Here is a 20448-nt window from a genome sequence, read left to right on the forward strand (position 1 = left end):
AGCGCCCGAACGTATACAACTTTGCACCGGAACCGGGGCGAGTCAAGGAGCGGGCGCGGTATTTGAAACCAGTTGTATGCAATTCATTGACGCATCGAGCGGTCGCCCCTACGCTGACTGGCACGGAGGCCTGCAGCGAGGCGGCATGCCGGCACGACCAACCCCCTGAGGAGACCTGATGGCGTTTCGGCTCGGCGTAGACGTGGGCGGCACGTTCACGGACATCCTCCTCATCAACGAGGCCACCGGCGAGACCCACCGGTACAAGACGGCGTCCACCCCGGAGGACCAGTCCATCGGCGTCCTGCACGGGATCGAGCAGGCCTGCAGGGCCGCCGGCGTGCCGATGTCGGAGGTCACCGAGGTCCTCCACGGCACCACCGTGGCCACCAACGCGATCCTCGAGCACAAGGGCGCCCGCGTGGGTCTCGTGACCACGAAGGGATTCCGGCAGGTGCTCCAGATCGCCCGGTCGTTCGTCCCCGGCGGGCTGGCAGGGTGGATCATCTGGCCCAAGCCGGAGCCGCTCGCCGATCTCGAGGATACGGTGGAGGTCGCCGAGCGCGTCACCACGAGCGGTGAGGTGCGCATAGCGCTCGACGACGACGACGTCCGCACGCAGCTCCGCCGCCTGAGGAAACGCGGCATCGAGGCCCTGAGCATCAGCCTCATCAACTCCTACGCCAACGGGGAGCATGAGGCACGCATCGCCGACCTCGCCGCGGAGGAACTGCCCGGCGTGCCCGTCTCCCGCTCGTCCGTCGTGCTGCCCGAACTGCGCGAGTACGAACGCACCATCACCACGGTGGCCAACGCCTACGTGCAGGGTCAGGTCTCCCGCTACGTCGGCAACCTCGAGGACAAGCTGGGTGCCGCCGGCATCGAGGGCCACCTGTCCATCCTCAGGAGCGACGGCGGACTCGTCTCCGGCAAGGTCGCCGCGGACAACCCCGTGTCCCTGCTGCTCTCCGGGCCGGCGGGTGGTGTGACGGGTGCCGTCTGGGCCGCCGAGCAGGCCGGCTTCAAGAACCTGCTCACCTTCGACATGGGCGGCACGTCCACGGACGTCGCCCTCGTGCAGGACCTGACGCCGCGCATCGGCCGCGAGACGACTGTCGGCGACCTCACGGTCCGTGCCACGTCGGTGGACGTCCGGACCGTCGGGGCAGGCGGCGGGTCGATCGCGCACGTCCCGCAGCTCACCGGCGCCCTGCGCGTCGGGCCGCAGTCGGCGGGTGCGGTGCCCGGCCCGGCGTCGTACGCCAAGGGCGGCAGCGAGCCGACGGTCACGGACGCCAACGTGGTGCTCGGCTTCCTGCCGTCGCAGCTGGCAGGTGGCGAGATCGGCCTCGACATCGAGGCCGCCGCCACCGCGGTGAAGACCATCGCCGAGGCGATCGGGCTGGACGGCGTGGAGGCCGCGGCCGAGGGCATCATCGACATCGTCAACGAGAACATCTATGGCGCGCTGAAGCTCGTCTCCACGCAGCAGGGGTTCGATCCGCGCGACTTCGCCCTCGTGGCGTTCGGCGGGGCCGGTCCGCTGCATGCCAACGCGCTCGGCAAGCTGACGGGCGCCTGGCCCGTGATCATCCCGCCGTCGCCCGGTGTGCTCTGCGCCTACGGGGATGCGACCACGAGCCTGCGCGACGAGTCGGCCCGCACCCTCGTGCGACGCTTCAGCGAACTCGACGACGCCCACGTGCGGACCGTCCTCGAGGAGCTGGCCCTCACCGCGAAGGAGTCGCTCCTGGCCGCGGGTCTGCACGAGGAGGACCTGACGGTCACCTACTCCGCGGACCTCCGCTACCACGGGCAGGGCTTCGAGATCCCCATCACCGTCGACCTGCGGACCTTCGCCGGGAGCGGCGGCGACGTCGGACTGACCGCCCTGCGCGCATCCTTCGACGCCGAGCACGAGCGGCTCTTCGCCTTTCTGCTCGACAACGAGCACGAGTTCGTCACCGCGAGGGCCACCGTGAGCGGACCCCGCCCGCAGGTCGCCTCCGTGACCCTGGACGCCGGCCCCGCCGATCCGCTGCCCGCCCTGCGCAGCACGCACGTGATCTTCGTCGGCGGGCAGCACCAGGAGGCGTCCATCTACGACCGGCACCTGCTGAGGGCCGGCAACGTGATCACGGGCCCCGCCGTCGTCGCCGAGATGGACTCCACCACCCTCGTGCTGCCCGGACACACGGCCACGGTGCACCACCACGGCAGCCTGCTGATCAGGCCGATCGAGAACGACACCGCTTCCAGCCCGACGAGTGAGGACTGACCCATGGCACAGCTGATCGAGACCTCCACCTCGCCCCTGACCGCGGTGGACGTGGACGTGGTGACGCTCGACCTCATCGAGAACGCCCTGCGCAGCGCCCGCTACGAGATGGACGAGACGCTGTTCCGCACGGCACTCTCCCCGGGCATCCGTGAGCAGCACGACGAGTTCCCGCTCATCGCCGATCCCGAGGGCAAGATGATCGTCGGGCAGTTCGGGCTCTCCATCCCGGACTTCCTGGCGAACTTCAGCGGCACCATCGAGGAGGGGGACGTCCTCATGACGTCGGACCCCTACTCGTGCGGCGCCGCGATCAGCCATGCGAACGACTGGCTCGTGGTGATGCCCATCTTCTTCGAAGGGCGCATCGTGGGCTGGGCGTCGCAGTTCGGGCACATGACCGACGTCGGCGGGAAGACACCGGCGTCCATGCCCACGGACGCCCGGACCATCTTCGAGGAGGGCGTGATCATCCCGCCCTTCAAGCTGTACCGGAAAGGCGAGCGGGACGACACCGCGCTCGGCATCATCCTCAACCAGGTGCGGAAGCCCGACTGGAACCGCGCCGACCTGAACGGGATCGTCGCCGCCTGCCGGACGGCGTCGCGCCGCGTGCAGGAGATGTGCGCGCGATTCGGCGTGGACACGTACACCTCGGCACTGAATGCCCTGCTGGACCGGAACTACCGCGCCATGAAGGTGCTGCTCGCGCTGGTGTTCGAGGAGGGCAAGCCGCTCTCCTTCACGGACTTCATCGACGACGACGGCCGCGGGTACGGCCCGTACGAACTGACGATGACCATCACGCGCACGGGCGACAAGGTGCTGATCGACCTCACCGGCAGCAGCCCGCAGGCGCAGGGGCCCATCAACTACTACATCAACGAGAACCTGATCAGGATGTTCTTCGGCATCTACATGATCACCGTCGCCGACCCGCAGATCCTCTGGAACGACGGCTTCTACCCGCTCGTGGACGTCGAGATCCCCGAGAACTCGTTCTGGAAGCCGGCCTACCCGGCGGCGCTCAACGGGCGGAACCACGGCATCGGCCGCCTGTTCGACCTCTTCGGCGGTCTCCTCGGCCAGGCGAACCCGGACCTGCTCAACGCCGCCGGGTTCTCCTCCTCACCGCACTTCATGTACTCCGGGAACTACAGCGCCGGCGAGCGCAAGGGAGAGTGGTTCCAGCTGTACTCGATCGGCTTCGGCGGGATCCCCGGGCGCCCCGTGGGCGACGGCCCCGACGGCCACTCGCTGTGGCCCTCCTTCGTCAACATCCCGTGCGAGTACCTGGAGAGCTACTACCCGCTGATCATCGACCGCTGGGAGACCATCCCGGACACCGGCGGCGCGGGCCTGCACCGCGGCGGCAACGGCGTGGATGTCGCCTACCGGTTCCTGGAGGCCGGCACCATCGCCATCCACGACGACCGCTGGCTCACCTACCCGTGGGGCGTGAAGGGCGGCGAACCGGGGGCTCGGGGCACCAAGTGGATCGACCGGGCCGACGGCACCCGTGAGGTCCTGGCCTCCAAGGTGCACGACGTCGCCGTCGGCCGGGACGACGTCCTGCACTTCGTGACGTGGGGTGGCGGCGGCTGGGGTGATCCGCTCGCCCGTGACCCGGAGCTCGTGTGCAGGGAGGTGCGGCGCGGGCTCGTCACGCAGGCGGGAGCGCGGACCTACGGCGTGGTGTGCGACGACGACGGCGACCTCGACGCCGCAGCCACCGAGACGCTGCGTGCCTCGCTGCGGGAAGGGCGCGAGGAGCCCCTGCCGCTGTTCAACCGCGGCGACTCGATGGAGAACCTGCTGGCCAACAGCCTCGCCGAGACCGGGCGGCCGGCCCCCACGCCTCCGCTGGCGGTCTAGTGGCGTTCTCGTCGGGCTTCGACGGGACACTGACGCCCGGCCCGCGTCCGGCCGTGATCGCGGTCGATCTGATGCGGGCCTACTTCGATGCGTCCAGTCCGCTGTGCCTGCCGTCGGCCGACTGCCTGCACGGGGCCGCCGCTGTCCTGGCAGCGGCCCGGGCCGCCGGTCACCCTGTGTTCCACACGGCGGTCCGGTTCGACGACGAGGCGCACGGCGGGGTGTTCCTGCGGAAGGTGCCGGCGCTGCGCCTGCTCGTCAGCGAATCGCCGGGCGCGATTCCGCCGCTGGGCGAGCTGATGCCTGACGTCGCGCCCCTCGAAGGTGAGACGGTCCTCGTCAAGCAGTCCGCGAGCGCGTTCTTCGGCACCGGACTGGCCGCCCTGCTGCGCGGGGCCGGCGTGGACACGGTGGTCATCGTCGGCGTCAGCACCAGCGGGTGCGTGCGGGCGACGGCGGTCGACGCGATCCAGCACGGCTTCGTGCCCCTCGTGGTGCGGGACGCCGTGGGGGACCGGGACGAATCCGTGCAGCAGGCATCGCTCTACGATCTGCAGGCCAAGTACGCCGAGGTCGTGGACGGGGCAGAGCTCAGCTGGTGAGTGCGCGCTCGCCGGGAGCTGAGCAGTCAGGCGCCAACCGGTTGACGGCTCAGCGCGCGGCGGCGATCGGATGGAGGTCGGTCGCCTCCAGCATCACGGACTCGATGCTCGCGGTCAGCGGCCCGTCCGTCTCCGAGGCGGACTTCGCGTCGATCCAGCGCTGGTCCGTGCCGAACGCCTTCCAGTTCGCCGCCGGATCGCCGTCGTGCTCGAGGAGGTAGACGAGCACGTCGGGGGAGCCGACGGGCATCCAGTAGCCCAGGCTCTTCATGTTGTGCTCGATGAACAGATCGATGGTGGAGTCGCGGAACCGGCGCATCAGGGCGTCCATCCTGCCCGGTGATGCCGTGTAGGTGCGGAGTTCGTAGGTCATGGCTCTCCTTGCTGGCGGTGCGGTGGTCAGGCCCAGCCTAAGCGCGTCCGACCCGTCAGCGGATTTCGGCCCCTGCCGTCGCAGCGCCGAGCCCGATGAACGCCCCCAGTTCCTCGAGTCCTGAGGGACGGCCGGGCATGAAGTTCGTCAGTTCGCGGGACCGGATGACGACGGCCCGCCACTGTCCCCGCGAGATGGCCACGTTGATGCGGTTGCGGTTCAGCAGGAATTCCGCGCCGCGGGGTGCCTCGGACACCGCCGAGCAGGCCATGCTCACGAGCACTACCGCGGCCTCCTGCCCCTGGAACTTGTCGACCGTCCCCACCCGGATCCCCCGCAGGTCCGCGGCGTCCAGGGCGGCGCGGATCTTCTGCACCTGGGCGTTGTAGGCGGCGACCACCAGTACGTCGGTCTGTACCAGGGGCCGGGACGGCCTGTCTCCGCCGGGATGCCACGCGAGGCCCAGGTGCCGGCGCACCTGCACGACGACCTCCGCGGCCTCCTCGTCCGAGGCCACGACATTGCCGGTGTGGTCGACCAGGACGACCTCGACCCCGGCCGGCAGCCCCTCGAGCCGGCGGGCCGCGGCAGCCGGAGCGGCGTCGAGCTTCCCGTCGTAGCTCAGCCGGGACACGGCGTCGCAGAGGTGCGGATGCATGCGCCAGGAGTCGGCAAGGAAGTAGCCGAGGTTCGCGGGGAGCGTCGCATGGCCGGCGGACAGCCAGCCCAGGGCCGACTCGTCGACTGGCTCCGGGTGCGAGCCCTGCGTGACCTGCGGCAACTGCTGCGGGTCGCCCAGCAGCATCAGGCGCGACGACGCCCGAGAGACGGCCAGCGTGTTGGCGAGCGAGAACTGTCCGGCCTCGTCGATCACGAGCAGGTCCAGCGACCCGGGCGGCACGATCTTCCCCGTCATGAACCACGACGTCCCGCCGATGAGGCATCCGTCGTCCCCGCTGAGGAGGGTGCCGACGGCACCGTCCGAGGTGTGCGGCCAGGGCACGGGATGCTCCTGCTGCAGCTTCTTGCCGATCTGTTCCGGGTCCACGCCCGCAGCCACCGCTGTGGTGAGGAAGTGCTCGACGACGGCGTGGGACTGCGCCACGACGCCGACCTTCCAGCCCTTCTCGACCAGGCGCGCGATGACGCGCGAACCCACATACGTCTTGCCCGTGCCGGGAGGGCCCTGCACGGCGAGGTAGGAGGAGTCGAGGCCGAGCACGGCGTCCGTGACGGCGGTGACGTAGTCGGCCTGTCCGGACGCGTCGTGCGCGACGAGCGGCAGGGCGCTCCGCGTCGCCAGGCGCGGTGCGGAGCGCTGCAGGACGTCGAGCCCGGGGTGGCGCGGGACAGCCGGCAGTGCCGCGCCGACCGTGCTCGCCAGTTCGGCGAGGGACGCCTCCAGGCTGACCGTGGCGATCGGCTGATCCGGTGTCAGGGCAGCGGGCAGGTGCCGGTACGGCGGCACGTTCGACGACGACTTCTCGGTGACCGTGACCAGCGTTCTGTCCGGAGAATCCGGGTCCGCCTCGACGCGCTCGACCACCGTCCCGAAGCACCCGCCTCGGCCGAGCCGGCTGTCGGACGGGACCTGCACGCCGTCCGGGAGCGGGGCGTCGTACATGCGGAACCACGTCGAGCCCGGACGCACGTCGGAGCCATCGGGCAGGACGCCGCGCAGCTGGATCGTCCTGGATTCCGTCCTGGCTCTGGGCGTCGGCTTCGCCCAGTCCTCCACGACGGTCGCGGACTCCACGACGAAGACGTCCCGCTGGTCGGACCAGCTGTCCCGGTCGTTCTCGAGCCGGTCGAAGTGCTCCCACCAGAACTGCTTGCGCTCGCGGCGGTGGTAGCCGGTGGCTGCGGCGACCATCGCGACGGCCTGGTCCTCCGCCGTCGGCCGATCGCCCGTGCGCTGCGCGAGGTGGTCGCGCAGCCGGAGCTCGTCCGGCGTGGGTTCGTCGGCGGACCTCGGCTCGGGCCTCGTCGGCGCGTCCTGCCCGCCGTCGGACGGATCGGCTCCCCCCCGAGCGTCGGGCCGGGGCAGCTGCAGCAGCCAGTCGCGCAGGCGGAGGGTGGAGAGGCAGTCGTACTCGTTGTAGTCGGTGATCGACGCAAGGATCGTCGCGGCGGCGTCCTCGTCGCCGTCGTCCCGCGCTGCGCAGTACTGGGCGTAGGCGACCACGGAGGCGCCGGCATCGGCCACGTCGCCGGTGCGGAGGTGATCGCCCATGTAGAGGGGCTCGAGTTCCTTGATGGAGTAGGAGGCCGCGGAGACCCGCAGCGAGTGCCGGACCGTCGCGTACAGGTCCACGAGCAGGCCGCTGCGGAGCCAGTCGTCGACGATGTCCTCGCCGGCGCCGTGCCGGAGCGAGAGGGTCCGCAGGGCCGTCTTCTCGTAGGGCGCGTAGTGGTAGATGTGCAGGTCCGGGTGGGCGCTGCGGCGCTTCTCCACGTAGTCGAGGAAGTCGAGGAACGCCTGCCGTTCGTCCCAGCGGGAGTGCGCCCAGAAGGGCCGGAACACCGGCGCGTCGTCCGCGTCGGCCGGTTCCATGACGCCGAAGAGGTACTCCAGCCCCCAGCCGCCGGTGGCCGGGTCCTGCCAGAGCGGATCGCCCTCGAAGTCGAAGAAGATGTCGCCCGCGCTCGGTGCGGGCAGCGCCGCGAGGGTGTGCTCGGCGAGCACACGGTAGCTGATCGTGCGCTCTTCACCGTTCTTCATGTAGGTGCGCGAGCCGTCGACGACGGCGGTGCCCGTCTGCATCCGTGCCTGGTCCCGCAGCCGCACCAGGGGACCGCGGGTCTCGGCGTCCGGGAGCCCGGCGAGCGCGTCGATCGTGGTGATGCCCCTGGTGATCAGGTCCTTGCGCCGAGACGAGGTCATACCGGCGACCATCAGCAGGTCCCGGTGCAGGGCGACCTGCTCGGCGCAGTAGTCGCAGCGCCCGCAGTGGATCACGCCGCCCTGGCCCCACTCGACCGCCGTGTCGGCCGCGCGATGCGCCGCGGTGAGGGCGCGGAACCGGTCCCGGCGTTCGCGGTAGACGGGCAGCAGATCGGTGAGGGAGTGGACGCTGTGCTCGAGGTTGCCGAGTACGAGGGTGACCTGCGGGGCGGGCTCGAGGCCGAGGCGGATCAGCTGGTCGCCGTAGGCCGCCAGCTGCAGCAGCGCGCCGACCTTGGCGTGCCGCGCGAGCTTCGTGTCCCAGACGGCGTAGCGTCCGGCGTGCTCGGCATCATGAGGCTGCCGGACGAGGAAGTCGGCGTAGCCGAGGAACTCGCCGTCGAAGAAGGTGGCCTGGAAGACGACGTCGGCTCCGGCGGTGAGGACGGCGGCGGTCTCCTCGTGCTTGGCGAGGAGTGAAGCGCGGTCGATCGTGTCGCCCCGCTCCACCCGGTACACGCCGGTGTGCCGCTCGGGGTCCCAGACCCCGTACCGCGTGGTCAGGTCCTCGAGCACCTTGAGTTCGTGGACGTCGCCCAGGGCGCCGGCCAGCCGCTGCAGCTCGTCGACCGCGAACTCGGCCTTCGGTGTGCGGCCGAGCTTCTCGTCGAGGATGCGCAGGGTCCGGTATTCGCACTCGCTCGCCGCGACGAGGTCGGTCGCGGAGAAGACCAGGTCCGGCTGAAGGGCCGGTGCGGTCGGGTCGAGCAAGAACATGGTGCCCCCGGCATCGGTGGTGCGCGGGCATGGATCCCGTGCTGGTCAGAATGTAGCAAGACCCTCGGACAACGAGCGTGCCCGCGTGACCCTGCCCGGGAGCTTCAGATGAAGAGCTCCGGACGCCGGCAGGTCAGGTAGGTGTTGAGCTCCCGGGCGCGCTGGACCTCCGCGTGGTCGATGTCGGCGAACAGCAGTTCCTCCCCGTACCCCGCCATCCCGAGGAACGTCCCGTACGGGCTGGCGATGCAGCTCAACCCCGTGAAGTCCGGGGCCGTGTGGTTGGCGTAGGCGATGTAGACGCCGTTCTCCAGGGCACGGGCAGGCACCAGCAGGGTGGAGATGCGGTCGGCGTTGTAGGTGTGCTCGGGAGCGCGACCACCGACGTCGCCCGTTGCCGGCACGGCCGTCGGGATGAGGAGCACATCGGCGCCCCGCTGCGCGGCACTGCGCGCGAACTCCGGGAATTCGATGTCGTAGCAGATGCCGAGCGCGACGGTCAGTCCCAGCAGGGGCACCAGGTCCGGGAGATCGTGTCCGGGCAGGAAGACCGACTGCTCCTCCGCCCCGAACAGATGCGCCTTCCGGTAGCGGGTCAGCTCGGCGCCCTGCCGGTCGAACAGCGAGGCGCTGATATGCCGGCCATCAGCAGTGGCGTCGACGGTCGATCCGACCAGTGCGATGCCGTGCCGACGGGCGATTCCGGCGAGCTCGCCCCGGATACCCTCCCCGTCGGAGTCGAAGACCACCGCGGGAGCGTAGCCGGTGGCGAAGAGTTCGGGCGTCACCAGGATCCCGGCACCCCGCCCGGCAGCGCGGGCGGCATACGTGTCGATCCGCTGCAGATTGTCCTCGACGGCGTCGGTGGCCCCCAGGGCCTGAAGCAATGCCAACCCGGGCACAGCCCACCCCTTTCCACGCAGTCGTCAACATGAAGTTTCAGCACCCAGTTTACGGATGCCGACCCGTTGACGGCCCCCATGATGGGCACAACTATTGACCCAAACCGCATGACCGTCGATGAAGGTGGGAACGATGGACTCCGCAGACGCAGCTACGGCAGCCGCACTACGTCGCAGGCTCGAAGAGGTTCAGGCCCACGAGCAGGGCGACCCCTCGCGGGCCGCGCTATCGGGCAGGCACCTCGGCCTGTACGCCCTGGTGGTCCTCGGGATCACCCTGTTGGGGTTCCTGGTGCTGGTGCTGTGAGCACGGACCGCGACCAGGGGAAGACCACCGACGCCGCCGGCGAGAACGGCGGTTCGCTCGGATCGCTGCCGCTGCTCCGCGGCGAGCGGATCTGGAACGGCGCCGACTTCACCGGCGTCAACATCAGCCTCGCCATCGCCACCTGGGCGTTCCTCGTCGGCGGGTCGACGGCGCTGCTCGTCGGCTTCCAGCAGGGCATCGCCGCGATGGTGATCGGCAACGCCATCGGCCTCGGCTTCATGATCCTCGCGAGCGTCGTCGCCAGCCAGCGCTACGGCGTGGAGCAGTACACCATGCTCCGGCCGGTCTTCGGGCTGCTCGGCGTGGGCATCCTCGTCTTCACCGTCATCCTGATCACCGAGATGGGCTGGTCGTCGCTCCTGGCGATCATGGTCGGCAGGGCGGTCACGCAGGTGTCGAACTCGACCTTCGGCACCGACTTCGGGCCGGAGAGCCTCATGGTGACCCTCTTCGCCCTCGTGGCGATCGCCGTCTCCTGGTGGATCCTGTCGCGCGGCCCGGTGACCATCGGCCGGTTCAACAAGTTCATCGCCCCGGGCCTGATCGTCGTGACCGTGTTCCTCATGGTCTTCCTCGTCCTCAACACGTCGTGGGACACGCTGGTCGACGCGGCACCGCTCGCTCCGTTCGAGGACGACCGCGTCAACTTCGCCCTCGCGGTCGAATTCAACGTCGGCGTGGGCGTGTCCTGGTACCCGGTGATGGGCTCGCTCGCACGCCTGACCAAGACGCCGAGGGCCGCCCTCTGGCCCTCGTACCTCGGACTGCTCGGGGCCACCCTGATCGCGCAGATCGTCGGCATGGCCGCCGCCCTGACGCTCGGCGACTCCGATCCGACGGTGTGGATGCTCCCGTTCGGAGGGCCGATCCTCGGCGCCTTCATCCTCCTGTTCATCGCCTTCGCCAACATCACCAGCACGGCGTCCATCGTCTACTCGACGGTCCTCGCCATCCGGCAGGCGAGCGGCAACCTGCTCTCCCGGGTACGGTGGGCCTGGCTGTGCGCGGGGTTCTTCGTGCTGCCGGCCATCCTCGCGTTCTTCCCCGGCTTCATGTACCTGCGGTTCATGGCGTTCGTGACCCTCAGCGGTGCCTTCCTGGCCCCGATGTGCGGGGCGATCATCGCCGACTACTTCCTGCTCCGCCGCCAGCGCGTGGTCCTCGAGGACCTCTACCGCCACCGGGGAGAGAGCGCCTACCACTTCTCCGGCGGCATCAACTGGGCCGGACTAGCCGCCGTCGTCGTGGGGGCCGTCTTCTACCTCCTGATCTACAACCCGGTCACGCTCACCACCCAGCCCGCCTTCAGCTACATCACGGCGTCGTTCCCCGCCGCGATCGTCGGCGCGATCGTGTACTACGTGCTCGCCCGGGTGCTCTACGTCCGCCGCGGCGTCGGCGGCTACGCCCCCGCAGGGACGATCGAGGGGCGCGCGTGAGCCGCGCCGCACGGGCTGCCGTCCACCGCATCGGTTCGCAGAATCTCGACCTGACAACCGTCACCGTTGCCGATCCCGGTCCGGGCACCGTCCTGGTCCGGATGGGCGCCTCGGGGGTGTGCGGGTCGGACCGCCACGTGCTCGACGGCGATTGGACGCTGCCCTCGCCCACGGTGATGGGCCACGAGGGCGCGGGCACCGTGGAGGCGATCGGCGACGGCGTCATCGACGTGGCGGTGGGCGACCACGTGATCCTCTCCTGGTTCTACCCCTGCCGGCGCTGCACAGCCTGCCTCTCGGGTAAGGCCTACGTGTGCACGGGCAGCCGCTCCGAGGAGTGCCTCCTGCCCGACGGCAGCAGCCCGCTCACCCTCGACGGCGAGCGCGTATTCCCGTACCTGACCGTCGGGTCCATGAGCGAATACGCCGTCGTGCCCGAGTCCGGTGCCATCCGCATCCCGGACGAGGTCCCGTTCGACGTCGCCAGCCTCATCGGCTGCTCCGTGGCCACGGGCTTCGGTGCCGTGGTGAACGACGCCGGCGTGGAGGCCGGCACCTCCGCCGTCGTCGTCGGGACCGGTGGGGTGGGGCTCTCGATCATCATGGCGCTGCGGCTCGTCGGGGCGAACCCGATCATCGCGGTCGATCTCAGCGAGGAGAAGCTCGCGGCCGCGAAGGAGTTCGGGGCAACCCACACCCTGGTGCCGTCGGACGGACTCGCGGAGGAGATCGCAGCGATCACCGGGGGAGGCGCCGCGTACGCGTTCGAGGCGATCGGGCGGGTGCAGACCATCGAGTCCCTCCCCTCGCTCATCGCACCCGGGGGCAAGGCGATCATCGTCGGGCTACCTCCGGAGGACAGCCCGGTGTCGATCGACGCGCTGTTGCTCGCGGAGAGCGGCAAGTCGCTGATCGGCTCGAACTACGGCTCGACCGTGCCGGGGCGGGATTTCCCGCGCCTGGCCGCGCTGTACCTGGCGGGGAAGCTGCCCGTGGACCGGCTCATCTCGCACCGCATCGGCCTCGACGAGGTCAACGAGGCGTTCGACGCGATGCGCCGGGGCGAGCGCGCCCGGAGCGTCATCGTGTTCTAGGCACGACGACGGCGAGAGCTCCGCCGTCGTCGAAGGGTAGAGGACGGGGAGCTGCCTCCACTGATGTCAGACCTCGGGGGCGGCCCGGCATCTTCGCGACCGGGACGGCACAGATCGCGGCTGCGGTGCGTGAGCTACTGCGAGGCCGGCTCCGTCGGGCGGATGTCCGGGACGTCGTGTATAGCTGAGGACAGGCATTCAAAGGTCATCTGTGGCCTGATGATCGTCACAGCTGTCGTCCACCCCCTTCAAGGAGAGCCCATGAAAGTCCTGATCACCGGAGCACACGGCAAGGTAGGCCGTGCCACCACCCAGGCGATGATCGACGCCGGGCACGAGGTCATGACCACCGATCTGACCCGTCCGGGCTTCGACCGCAAGCCCGAGGGTGCCCCGAAGTACACGATGGCCGACCTGACGGACGCGGGCGAGGCCTACGCCGTCGTGCGCGGCGCGGACGCCGTCGTCCACATCGCGGCGATCCCGGAGCCGACCGGCAACCCGCCCCACGTGGTCTTCCAGACCAACCTGATGGCGACGTTCAACGTCCTCGAAGCGGCCATCAGCTTCGGGATCAAGCGATTCGTGTACATCTCGAGCGAGACCGTGCCGGGCTTCTTCTTCCCCGAGCGGGATTTCCTCCCCGACTACGCTCCCGTGGACGAGGAGCACCCCATCCGTCCCCAGGATCCGTACGCACTGTCGAAGCATTTCGGTGAGCAGCTCATGGATGCGGCCGTCCGACGGTCGGACATCCAGTGCATCTCGATCCGCCCGTGCTGGGTGCAGTTCGAAGGCAACTACGAACTGAACCTCGGCCCGCAGATCCGCGACAGTTCCGTGTTGAGCCCCAATCTGTGGAGCTACATCGACGCCTACGACCTGGCCGACGCCATCGTGCTCGCCACGGGATCTGACCTGCCGGGTCACGAGGTGTTCTACATCGCGTCGCCCGACAACGTGGGGGGCTACGACTTCGCCGAGGTCCTCGAGCAGTACTACGGCGACCAGATCGAACTCCGGGAGCTGAGCCGGCCGGACGCCTCCGGCATCTCGAGCGCGAAGGCGCAGCGGATGCTGGGCTGGACCCCCAAGCGTTCGTGGCGCGACTACCTCGATGCGGACGGCAGAGCCCTCCAGCAGTAGGGCCAGACATGGCACAGGGCGGGACTGGCGTCCCGCCCTGTGCCATGTCCCGACTGCGCACCCCCTCCCAGCGGGGCCGCTCGGTCCCGCGCCCGGCCGCGCTGTATCTCGCGGGGAAGCTGCCCGTGGACCGGCTGATCTCGCACCGTATCGGCCTCGATGAGGTCAACGAGGCGTTCGACGCGATGCGTCGCGGCGAGCGCGCCCGGAGCGTCATCGTGTTCTAGCCGACGACGGCCGATGGGGTGGCTGGGGCTGCTGCAGCGACCGTCGTCGAGTACAGCAGCGGGGCGCCTGCAGCAGATCGTCCACCTTCGGCGTCACGAAGCTGCTCGTGGACGGCATCCTCCACCTGCCAGTAGGTATTTCTTCGGGCACTCCGATTCGGGTCGAGGTATCCCGGTGGCGTGAACCAGGGGATGCCGTACTTCGACTCGACGTTCCACTTCCCCTCGTGGATCACATGATGATGCCGCGAGCACAGGAGGACGCCCTGGCTGATACTCGTTGTTCCACCTCTGGCCCAGGGCGTTATGTGGTGGGCCTCGCACCAGGTGGCCGGAATGGAGCAGTCCGGGAACGCGCAGCCCTTGTCTCTCGCAACGAGTGCCCGCCGCAGATGCGCGGGGAAGAGGCGTTGTGCCCGCCCGATGTCGAGGATCTGACCCTGTCCGCCGAGGACCATCGGAATGATGTCTGCATCACAGGCCAGCATGCGGATGCTCCGTGCGCTCATCTGCTGCCCGAACACAGCGTGGCCGGCACGTTCCATCTCGCCCACGAGGTCGGAATAGCTGATGGTCACCATGATCTGGGGCCGGTGTCCGCCTGCTGCGGGAAGCCTGTCGGTCGACAAAGCGATCCTGCAGGCGGCGACCAGCCCGTCGAGGAGGCTCTGCGGGCGTGTCGGCCGATCTGTATCGCCCGCGCGGATGTCGGCCACGCCATCGTCGCCCGCTTCGCTCTGGCGCCCGCCCGTGACACCAGCGTCACCCTCTTCGTTCTCGGCGGCCATCACGTCGGCTCGGTCTCCACCGATGATCGGGTCCCCGGTGTTCTGAAGGGTGGCCACATCCCTCCTCGGATTCGTCGCGGTGTTCATGACGGTGACCAGATGCTCGAACTGCTCGTCGGTGGCGCCGATCTCCAGAAAATGCAGACCGTTGCGTCTGCCCTTGAGGAAGACACCCTGCCGTGCCTTGAGGACCTTCTCGGTGGGTTCCAGCCCGTCCTGGTTGAGCACGCCCTCCCAGCGTCGCGCGAGAATCCTCAGGAGGTCTTCGTCCGATTCGACTGCTTGCCGCGTGAGGTGCTGCTCCATCGAATCGAGTTGCACCGGCGTTGCGAAGGACCGCACCCGTTGCACCGCCTCATGGACGATCGAAACAGCGCATCCGCTGACCTCACCCGCGCTTGCTGCAGCACCGAGGGTACTCATCGACGCGGGAGTGGCAGAGCCGATTGCAGTGACGCCGGGCAGGAGGCTTGCCGCGAGCCTCAATCGGCGGTTCGCCTCGGTGCGGCTGATGCCGAGCCTGGCCCGCAGGAAGTCGGCACAGGACCTGAATTCGGGGCGGAACCCATCATCGTTCCGCTGTTCGGCGCCAGCTGAAGTGCTCCCGCCGCCGCCGCCCCCGGCGACGTCGTCCTGCACTGTCGACAGGCTTTGCTGCGCCCGCAGAAGGAGGGATCCAGGGGCCTCCTGCTCCCCGGTGCCGGTGACGCCGTGTTCCTGGGCGGCTCCAGCGGCAACGATCTGGAGATGATCGATGACCTTCGAGAGCTCTTCGATGTCCACGAGTGCTCGCACGACGTCATGCTTGCCAAGGAGAAGGTGACGCTCGGTCAGTTCCTGCGCGAAAGCGAGCAGTTCCGACCGCATCGACTCCAGGGAAGTAGCAGTTCCCTCGGGCTGCTTGAGCGGGGCGGTGTCCATGACTCATTTTATCGAACACTCGTACTATTACAGTGGGCTCGGACTCTTTGTGGAGGAGAAGTCGAGCACTCTTCCTCCACAGCCGTCAGCTGTCATCGCCGGTCGCGCCAGCGAGTCGGTGTACCGGAGAAATTGGCGAGCCGTGGCGCCATCAGGCACATCTGACTCGTACAGCCCAGGATGAAGCCGACGATCAGCGCTCCGTGGTCGAGAGACCGTCCGCGAAGCGCAGGAGCTCTGCACCCAGCCGGCGGGCCCGGTCGGCCACTACCTCAGGGGTGTCAACAGCAGCAGACGACGCCGGGCTGCCCGCCGAAACCTGCGCGACGGGCTCCCGCTGGATGTCGATGTCGAACACCACGTGATCCGGGTGGTGCCAGGTCGAGAAGACTTCTACGGGCCGACCGTCCTGGTCGAAGCTCGTACCCTCCAGCAGCAGCACGGGCGACGACGCCTCCAGGTGCAGCAGCCGCAGCAGGTCACCGTCACCCGGCACCGCGCGGATCTGCCGCTTGCCGGAGGCGATCTGCACCCCGAACTGCTCGCCCAGTACCGCATGCAGCGACGCGTCCCGCAGTGATTCGGCGTCCAATGCGGAAAAGACAGGTGCCGGCAGCCACGTATGGATGACGGCGATGGGTACGCCGTCAGCCGTACGCAGCCGCTCGAGGGCGAGGACCTGTGGCGTTCCGAGGACCGCCGTCGATGCATCGGCGTCCTGCACGGTCAGCGACAGCACCTCCGTACCGACGCTCGCCCCGGTGCTGCCCAGCTGCGCCGAGAGCCCGGACGTGCGGTGCACCAGCCGGTGGTGCTCGCGGCGAGGAGCAACGGTACTGCCGCGTCCGCGGCCCCGCTCGATCAGCCCTTCATCGGTCAGCGCACCGAGGGCCTGACGCACCACGGACCGGGACACCCCGTACCGCACCTGCAGCTGTGCCTCACTGGGCAGCGACGTGCCCGGCGGCAGCGAATGGTTCAGGATCTGCGCGCGCAGATGCCCGCGTAGCTGTAGGTGCAGCGGCTCGCTGCTCCCGGCATCCAGTGGGCGCTCCCGTGGATCGTCTGGCTCCGTCATGAGCTGCTCCGGTTCACGATGCTGGTCGGGGAACTACGTGTCGGCGCCGTCGGAGGACGACGAGGCGTCGTCATTCGGCGACGACGCGTCGTCGTGCTCCTCGAGGATCTTGCCGTCGTGGACCCGCTTGAGCTCGACACCCTCGAGGTAGCTGGGGACGGGTGGGTCGAGGTCTTCGTCGCTTGTCATGGTTCCGATCCTAGGCGCGTGGGAGCAGCTACTTCTTCTGCGCGGTCCGCCAGACGTGGTCCCACCCCGGCGCGAGCGCAGCGGCTCGCCGCATCGACAGCACGAGGCTCGCCTCGCGGGCGATGCCCTGGCCTGCGATGTCGAACGCCGTCCCGTGGTCCACGGAGACGCGGACGACGGGCAGGCCGACGGTGATGTTCACGCCGTCGTCGCCGTAGACCGCCTTGAAGGGTGCGTGGCCCTGGTCGTGGTAGCAGGCGATGACCATGTTCCACTTGCCCTTGACCGCGGCGGGGATGAGCGCGTCCGCGGGGATGGGCCCGTGGACGTTGATGCCTTTCTCGCGGGCGGCGGCGACGGCGGGGGCGAGGATGTCGGCGTCCTCGTCGCCGAACAGGCGGTTCTCGCCGGCGTGCGGGTTCAGTCCGGCGAGGCCGATCGGCTCATCCGGGTTGCCGAGCGCCTTGGTGAACGCGCTGACGAGCTCGATGACGTTGCCGGTGCGTTCCGGCGTGACGTCCTCGATGGCCCGCCGCAGGGAGACGTGGGTGGTGAGGTGGAAGAAGTAGAGGTCGCCCGCGGAGAGCACGAGGCTGAAGTTCTCCACGCCGAACTCGTGGGCGAGGAGTTCCGTGTGGCCGGGCCACTTGTGCCCACCGGCGTGCATCGCGGCCTTGTTGAGCGGCGCCGTGACGATGCCCTGCACCTTGCCCTCCCGGGCCAGGCGGCAGGCCTCCACGACGAAGCGGTAGGAGCCGTCGCCCGCGGCGGGGCTGAGCTCGCCGAGCTTCACGTCCGCCAGCGACGGGCCGGTCTGCAGCAGCTCGATGATGCCGGGCTCATTGGTCGCGTCCTCGATCGAGGACAGCACGCGGACCTTGTCCGGGTCGCCGCCCACGTTGGTGACGCCCTGGCGCATGGCGGCCTCGTCGCCGATGACGACGGGCCTGCATTCCTGCCGGACGTCGTCGTGCCCGAGGAGGGACTTCGCGGTGATCTCCGGTCCGATGCCGGCGACGTCGCCGAGGGTGACGGCGAGAGTGGGGATGCTCATGAGGATGCCTCCGTTGAGTGGGCGAGGGTGGTGGTCAGTGTCCGGGTGAGTTCGGTGACGGTGTCGAGCAGGGCGGTGACCGGCCCGAAGCCGCCGGCCTTCGTGACGACAATCTTTCCAGCAGCGGTGCCGCCTTCGACGACGCCGACCGGAATGCCCTCCTGGATGGCGCCGGTGATGCGCAGCGCCTGGGCGCGGGTGGCGTCGAGGACGGCGCGGGCGCCGTCGCCGCCGACAAGCACGAGGGCGCCGACGGACGTGCGGGCCAGGGTCTGCTGCACCACCGACGCGAGACTGGCCGCGATGGCGGTCCCGCTGAGGGTTCCAGCGCCGCCGACCGCCTCGGGGGAGGTGATGACGACGACCCGCGGCAGGGATTCCGGGACCTCGAGCTCTGCGGAAGCCCACTGCGCGAGCCGGTTCGGCTGATCGAGCAGGGACTCGTCCGGCTGCAGGATACGGAGGTCGGCGGAGTCCAGCTGGGACTGCAGGTGGTCGGTCTGGGCGCGGGCGACGTCGTGCAGCGAACTGACGACGACGACGATCCGCTGCCCCTGAGCGGCGGGTGCAGGTTCTGCTGCGGCGTGTACTGCTCCGGCGTCGGCCCATGCGGCTGCCATCGCTGCGGCCAGACCGGCCGACCCGGCGGGGATCGCCGTCGGGCCCACGACGACGAGCGCGGCCGCGAGGGCGCGCAGGTCGTCATCGGATGCGGCGTTGACGACCACGACGCCGCTACCCGCCGCGTCCCGAAGGGCCTGCGCATCCCGCTCGGCGGAGCCGCTGAGGCTGATCGTCGTCGTGCCGGGCAGGAGCTGCGAGAACTCGCTCGTCGGGACCGGCGTGACCGGGTCGCGGCCCGCGGGGGAGTCCTCGACCGGTCCGCCATGGACGCGCAGCAGGCCGTCCTCGATGGTCCGCCCCATGGCCGGGTAGGCCGGGCATACGACGGCGAAACAGCCGGGATGCTGCTCCTGCCATGCGTCGAGCGCTCCGGCCACCTGCGCCGGGACGCTGCCGCGCATCGTGGAGTCGATCTTCAGGTACAGATGGTCGGCCCCGGCGGTGACGAGGTTCCTGATGGCGCTCGCCGTGGCCTGTCGGGCGGTGGCGGAGTCCAGAGCGCGAGCGTCAGTGTTGACCGCCAGGGCGCTGCCCGGTACCACCGAGTCGGGGAGCAGTTCCCCCAGCAGCAGCCGGGAGGACCAGCCGGTGCGGGAGAACTGGACCACGGAGTCGGTGGCGCCGGTGACGTCGTCGGCCGCGATGCCGACGATGGGTGCTGTGGATGCCACGGTCAGCTGTTCTCCTCGGTCCGACGGGGCCGGTCCGTGGGTGCGGACGGGTCGCCCGCGGGTGGGAGCTCGGAGGCGGAGGTGGGGAGGACCTGCGCGGCGTCGTCCGTGTCCAGGCCGCCCTGGCGCTTGAGCACCCAGGTGGCCAGGAGCGGGGCGAAGATCGCGGTGACCAAGACGGCCGAGGCGACCTGGGCCGTCGCCACCTCGACGAACGGGGAGAAGCTCGGGTCCGCGGCGGCGACGATCGCCGGGGTCGCGATCGAGTTGCCGGCCGTCGTCGCCGATGCGATACCGATGCCGGACTTGGCGCCGCGGCGCAGGACGAAGCGGTAGCCGATGTACACGAGGGTGCCGGTGATGAGGGTGGCGGCGATGCCGACGAAGATGCCGCTGATGCCGCCGGCGATGACATTGCGGAGGTCGATGCCGGTGCCGAGGGCGAAGGCGAAGAACGGGATGACGATGTTCGGGACGGGCCGCATGACCTCGGTCCACTTCGCGTCGAGGTTGCCGACGATGAAGCCGAGGATCAGGGGGATGACGGCGGCGAGCAGGGTCAGGAACGGGATGTTGCCGAGGCCCGACATGCCGAGGAAGAGCAGGGTGAAGAAGGGGCCGTCGTTGATGGCCGAGGCCATGTAGGCGCCGCGGTCGCGGTAGTCGCCGTAGCGGCCGGTGAAGGCGAGCCAGAGGCCGCCGTTGCTGTTGTCGAAGGACGCCAGCAGGGCGAGGATCGAGATGCCCAGGAAGCCCTCGATGCCGACGACCAGGCCGAGGCCCGCGACGAGGGCGGCGGGGATGACCGTCTTGAAGAGCAGGACGACGCCGGTGGTCGCGAGCACGGGACCCGACGCCTTGGCGGTGATCTGCATGCCGGTCGCGAAGATCAGGACGGCGATCAGCGGCAGGGCCGAGTCGGCGAACAGGGCGGTGGTGAAGCTGCCGAGTTCCAGGAAGCCGGGGGCGAAGGTCCCGACGATCGAGCCGAGGATCAGGGGGATGAGCATGAGTCCGCCGGGGATGCGGTTCATGCCGTCGAACAGGGGGATGCGGGACTTCGGAAGCGATTCGGCTGCCATGGCGAATCTTCTCTCTGTACGGGAGGTCTGTTTCGGAGGAGTACGTACAACTAGTACGGACACGATGTACCTACTGTAGGCCGCGTGGGACACATCACACAAGAAAGAGCAATCCT

General features: G+C 69.4%; 17 protein-coding genes. 8 read left to right on the forward strand and 9 right to left on the reverse strand.

The annotated features are described in order from the left end of the window. The first annotated feature begins 178 nt into the window (after positions 1-178). The 3 genes from V6S67_RS03435 to V6S67_RS03445 are packed head-to-tail and all read left to right on the forward strand — an operon-like array spanning position 179 to position 4755. Entirely contained in the window at positions 179-2278 is a 2100-nt protein-coding gene (locus tag V6S67_RS03435) for a hydantoinase/oxoprolinase family protein (RefSeq protein ID WP_334208909.1), read from the forward strand. Between the two features lie 3 nt (positions 2279-2281). After that, positions 2282-4153 carry a hydantoinase B/oxoprolinase family protein gene (locus V6S67_RS03440; protein WP_334208910.1) on the forward strand — a complete coding sequence of 624 codons (1872 nt, stop codon included), beginning with the start codon at positions 2282-2284 and terminating at the stop codon, positions 4151-4153. Then, the gene (locus V6S67_RS03445) at positions 4153-4755 is read left to right on the forward strand and encodes an isochorismatase family protein (protein WP_334208911.1); all 603 of its coding nucleotides are present in this window, start codon (positions 4153-4155) and stop codon (positions 4753-4755) included. The genes V6S67_RS03440 and V6S67_RS03445 overlap by 1 nt, the downstream gene beginning before the upstream one ends. A gap of 49 nt (positions 4756-4804) precedes the next feature. Here V6S67_RS03445 and V6S67_RS03450 read toward each other — a convergent pair whose 3' ends face one another. From V6S67_RS03450 to V6S67_RS03460, 3 genes are all read right to left on the reverse strand, one after another. Continuing rightward, on the reverse strand, positions 4805-5128 hold the full coding sequence (locus tag V6S67_RS03450; protein WP_334208912.1) for an NIPSNAP family protein: 324 nt from the start codon (positions 5126-5128) through the stop codon (positions 4805-4807). A 55-nt stretch (positions 5129-5183) separates the two neighbouring features. After that, entirely contained in the window at positions 5184-8789 is a 3606-nt protein-coding gene (locus V6S67_RS03455) for a TM0106 family RecB-like putative nuclease (RefSeq protein ID WP_334208913.1), read from the reverse strand. A gap of 104 nt (positions 8790-8893) precedes the next feature. Then, the gene (locus V6S67_RS03460) at positions 8894-9691 is read right to left on the reverse strand and encodes a nitrilase-related carbon-nitrogen hydrolase (RefSeq protein ID WP_334208914.1); all 798 of its coding nucleotides are present in this window, start codon (positions 9689-9691) and stop codon (positions 8894-8896) included. 133 nt (positions 9692-9824) lie between these two features. On the opposite strand from V6S67_RS03460, the gene V6S67_RS03465 reads away from it, so the two are divergent. The 5 genes from V6S67_RS03465 (at position 9825) to V6S67_RS03485 (ending at position 13925) form a co-directional block, all read left to right on the forward strand. Then, complete coding sequence (locus V6S67_RS03465) at positions 9825-9998, forward strand: hypothetical protein (RefSeq protein WP_334208915.1); 174 nt, start codon at positions 9825-9827, stop codon at positions 9996-9998. After that, positions 9995-11458: a purine-cytosine permease family protein gene (locus V6S67_RS03470; protein ID WP_334208916.1), complete on the forward strand. Its 1464-nt coding sequence runs from the start codon at positions 9995-9997 to the stop codon at positions 11456-11458. The genes V6S67_RS03465 and V6S67_RS03470 overlap by 4 nt, the downstream gene beginning before the upstream one ends. Beyond that, positions 11455-12552 (forward strand): alcohol dehydrogenase catalytic domain-containing protein, encoded by a 1098-nt coding sequence (locus V6S67_RS03475; protein WP_334208917.1) that lies wholly within the window; start codon positions 11455-11457, stop codon positions 12550-12552. Before V6S67_RS03470 ends, V6S67_RS03475 begins: the two co-directional genes overlap by 4 nt. Positions 12553-12813: 261 nt before the next feature. After that, complete coding sequence (locus tag V6S67_RS03480) at positions 12814-13698, forward strand: NAD-dependent epimerase/dehydratase family protein (RefSeq protein ID WP_334208918.1); 885 nt, start codon at positions 12814-12816, stop codon at positions 13696-13698. A gap of 44 nt (positions 13699-13742) precedes the next feature. Continuing rightward, the gene (locus tag V6S67_RS03485; RefSeq protein ID WP_334208919.1) at positions 13743-13925 is read left to right on the forward strand and encodes a hypothetical protein; all 183 of its coding nucleotides are present in this window, start codon (positions 13743-13745) and stop codon (positions 13923-13925) included. On the opposite strand, the gene V6S67_RS03490 is transcribed toward V6S67_RS03485, so the two are convergent. The 6 genes from V6S67_RS03490 to V6S67_RS03515 all read right to left on the reverse strand — a co-directional run bounded on the left by V6S67_RS03490 (position 13922) and on the right by V6S67_RS03515 (position 20332). Continuing rightward, entirely contained in the window at positions 13922-15634 is a 1713-nt protein-coding gene (locus tag V6S67_RS03490) for an HNH endonuclease signature motif containing protein (protein ID WP_334208920.1), read from the reverse strand. The genes V6S67_RS03485 and V6S67_RS03490 overlap by 4 nt on opposite strands. Positions 15635-15827: 193 nt before the next feature. Continuing rightward, complete coding sequence (locus tag V6S67_RS03495) at positions 15828-16712, reverse strand: GntR family transcriptional regulator (RefSeq protein WP_334208921.1); 885 nt, start codon at positions 16710-16712, stop codon at positions 15828-15830. Positions 16713-16745: 33 nt separating this feature from the next. Further along, a complete protein-coding gene (locus V6S67_RS03500; RefSeq protein WP_334208922.1) occupies positions 16746-16901 on the reverse strand; it encodes a hypothetical protein in 156 nt (51 codons plus the stop codon). Positions 16902-16929: 28 nt separating this feature from the next. Next, positions 16930-17955: a 4-hydroxythreonine-4-phosphate dehydrogenase PdxA gene (gene pdxA / locus V6S67_RS03505; protein ID WP_334208923.1), complete on the reverse strand. Its 1026-nt coding sequence runs from the start codon at positions 17953-17955 to the stop codon at positions 16930-16932. After that, positions 17952-19250: a four-carbon acid sugar kinase family protein gene (locus tag V6S67_RS03510; RefSeq protein ID WP_334208924.1), complete on the reverse strand. Its 1299-nt coding sequence runs from the start codon at positions 19248-19250 to the stop codon at positions 17952-17954. Before V6S67_RS03510 ends, pdxA begins: the two co-directional genes overlap by 4 nt. A 2-nt stretch (positions 19251-19252) precedes the next feature. Further along, positions 19253-20332, reverse strand: a complete 1080-nt coding sequence (locus tag V6S67_RS03515) for a 2-keto-3-deoxygluconate permease (protein WP_334208925.1) — start codon at positions 20330-20332, stop codon at positions 19253-19255. Positions 20333-20448: the final 116 nt, after the last annotated feature.

The sequence above is a fragment of the Arthrobacter sp. Soc17.1.1.1 genome (assembly GCF_036867195.1).
Taxonomy (GTDB): domain Bacteria; phylum Actinomycetota; class Actinomycetes; order Actinomycetales; family Micrococcaceae; genus Arthrobacter_D.

Coding starts and splice junctions, on each gene's coding strand:
- V6S67_RS03485 (WP_334208919.1), top strand. CDS start 13,743: ATGTCCCGACTGCGCACCCCCTCCCAGCGGGGCCGCTCGGTCCCGCGC.
- V6S67_RS03440 (WP_334208910.1), top strand. CDS start 2,282: ATGGCACAGCTGATCGAGACCTCCACCTCGCCCCTGACCGCGGTGGAC.
- V6S67_RS03435 (WP_334208909.1), top strand. CDS start 179: ATGGCGTTTCGGCTCGGCGTAGACGTGGGCGGCACGTTCACGGACATC.
- V6S67_RS03480 (WP_334208918.1), top strand. CDS start 12,814: ATGAAAGTCCTGATCACCGGAGCACACGGCAAGGTAGGCCGTGCCACC.
- V6S67_RS03515 (WP_334208925.1), bottom strand. CDS start 20,332: ATGGCAGCCGAATCGCTTCCGAAGTCCCGCATCCCCCTGTTCGACGGC.
- V6S67_RS03465 (WP_334208915.1), top strand. CDS start 9,825: ATGGACTCCGCAGACGCAGCTACGGCAGCCGCACTACGTCGCAGGCTC.
- V6S67_RS03490 (WP_334208920.1), bottom strand. CDS start 15,634: ATGGACACCGCCCCGCTCAAGCAGCCCGAGGGAACTGCTACTTCCCTG.
- pdxA (WP_334208923.1), bottom strand. CDS start 17,955: ATGAGCATCCCCACTCTCGCCGTCACCCTCGGCGACGTCGCCGGCATC.
- V6S67_RS03450 (WP_334208912.1), bottom strand. CDS start 5,128: ATGACCTACGAACTCCGCACCTACACGGCATCACCGGGCAGGATGGAC.
- V6S67_RS03500 (WP_334208922.1), bottom strand. CDS start 16,901: ATGACAAGCGACGAAGACCTCGACCCACCCGTCCCCAGCTACCTCGAG.
- V6S67_RS03495 (WP_334208921.1), bottom strand. CDS start 16,712: ATGACGGAGCCAGACGATCCACGGGAGCGCCCACTGGATGCCGGGAGC.
- V6S67_RS03455 (WP_334208913.1), bottom strand. CDS start 8,789: ATGTTCTTGCTCGACCCGACCGCACCGGCCCTTCAGCCGGACCTGGTC.